Source organism: Acetivibrio ethanolgignens (assembly GCF_001461035.1).
Lineage (GTDB): Bacteria > Bacillota > Clostridia > Lachnospirales > Lachnospiraceae > Velocimicrobium > Velocimicrobium ethanolgignens.
In genome coordinates, this window is record NZ_LNAM01000071.1 from 1 (window position 1) to 1917 (window position 1917).

The 1917-nt window shown below is 37.6% G+C and carries 2 protein-coding genes; both read left to right on the forward strand.

Features of this window, described 5'->3' with window-relative positions:
• Positions 1-56 precede the first annotated feature (56 nt).
• A complete protein-coding gene (locus ASU35_RS04515) occupies positions 57-743 on the forward strand; it encodes a tyrosine-type recombinase/integrase (RefSeq protein ID WP_172794596.1) in 687 nt (228 codons plus the stop codon).
• Complete coding sequence (locus ASU35_RS04520; protein WP_147525369.1) at positions 736-1704, forward strand: tyrosine-type recombinase/integrase; 969 nt, start codon at positions 736-738, stop codon at positions 1702-1704. Before ASU35_RS04515 ends, ASU35_RS04520 begins: the two co-directional genes overlap by 8 nt.
• Positions 1705-1917: the final 213 nt, after the last annotated feature.

The following is a 1917-nucleotide window of genomic DNA, read 5'->3' on the forward strand; positions in this document are numbered from 1 at the left end:
ATAATTTTTGAACTTAGTGCATAGGCGTGGTTGAGGAACACATTCATGCGTTTGTCGTGCTGAAAGCAGGGATTGAAATTGACAAATCTGCATGCGAAAGAGTATTGTTGTTTCTTCCACATCTAACGGAACACCGAAAAAACATTCAGGTACTCACGGATGAAGAACTTGAAAGCATCAAACAGCTGCTTAACTCAGAATCTCTGTCATTAAGAGATAATGCAATACTGAATCTTCTGTTGTACACTGGTTTGAGAGGCATTGATATTGTCCGGTTAAATCTTCAATCCATTGATTGGAACAGAGACTGTATAAAGCTTGTACAGTCAAAAACAAAAACTGAACTGGAGCTTCCGTTAGTACCCATTGTAGGAAATGTCTTATATGATTACATCCTCACTGAAAGACCGCATTGTAACTACAATACACTCTTTATATCAGAGGTTGTACCATATGAATCGATAAAAGTACAGACGATTCGCTGGATTGTCCGTAAGGCTTTTAAACTTGCAAATATTCGTACAAACAAAAGAGATCGGATCGGCACTCATCTGTTTCGTCATAATATAACTACAAAGTTGCTGGAAAATAATACTGCCCTACCTGTTATATCCGATATACTCGGACATGCATCACCAAGATCAGTAGAACCCTATCTTCATGCAGACTTTCTTCATTTGAAAGAATGTGCCCTGAGTATAGATGAATACCCTGTACGGCAGGAGGTGTTCAGCATTGACTAATTTTATATCCAAGCTTGCACCGTTAATGGAGCAGTTTGCAAAATACAGGCAGGCTTCCCAAAAATGGAGTAATAATTCGCAGGCAACATTGAGGGCTTTCGATCGTTATTGCAAGGAACATTTTCCGGAAACAGACCACCTGACACAAGAAATGGTCGATAACTATTTCAAGAAAAGAACGGCAGAAACCATTAATTCCAGCAGGGAACGCTGTTCTATTGTCTCTGAATTCATTAAATATCTTCAAAACAGAGAGCTGACTGAAGTAAAAGTTCCGGAAAGACCCAAAAAGCAAAGAAGGACCTATGTTCCTCATGATTTTACCCATGAAGAATTAAAAAGATTCTTTGATGCTTGTGACAGTCTCCATTATACGCTTGGGCGACTGTATTCAAAAATCCGAAGAATTACTGCGCCAGTAATCTTTCGGCTAATCTACAGTACCGGAATGAGAACAGTAGAAGCACGCTTATTAAAACGTGACAATGTTAATCTTTCTGACGGTACTGTAAGCATTGTTGATACAAAAGGTTACAACGAACACTATATAGTTCTGCATGATTTCATGCTGGAACTGATGAGGATTTTTGACCAGACAATGGAACAGTTATTGCCGGACAGGGAATACTTTTTTTCTTCTCATAAAAATACGCCCCTTAACAGCCACTGGTTGACGGATAATTTTCGCATTATATGGGACTCAGTAAACAGTACCCCTGCTACTGCATATGACCTTCGCCATAATTATGCTATTTCCAATATCAACAAATGGACAGATGAAGGATTTGATTTTTATGACAAAATGGCTTATCTAAGCAAAAGTATGGGGCATGTATGTCTGGAAAGTACAAAGTATTACTATTCTATTGTTCCAAGTTTTAACGCTATAACAGAATATCAAACAAAAGAGTCTTTCGACTGGATTGTTCCGGAGGTAAATGCAGATGAAAAAATCGACTAATGAAGGTTTTTGTTTGGCACGTCATATATCATTTTTTGTAAATGATTATATTTCTTCTTTTTTAACAGAAAGCGAGCATACAAGCAACTCCTACAAATATACACTTACCCTGTATATCACGTTTTTAGATACGGTAAAAGGTATTACTATTAACAACTCAAACTTCGCACTTGAATAAGTGCCTATGCACCTTGAAAATTCAATAATAACTGG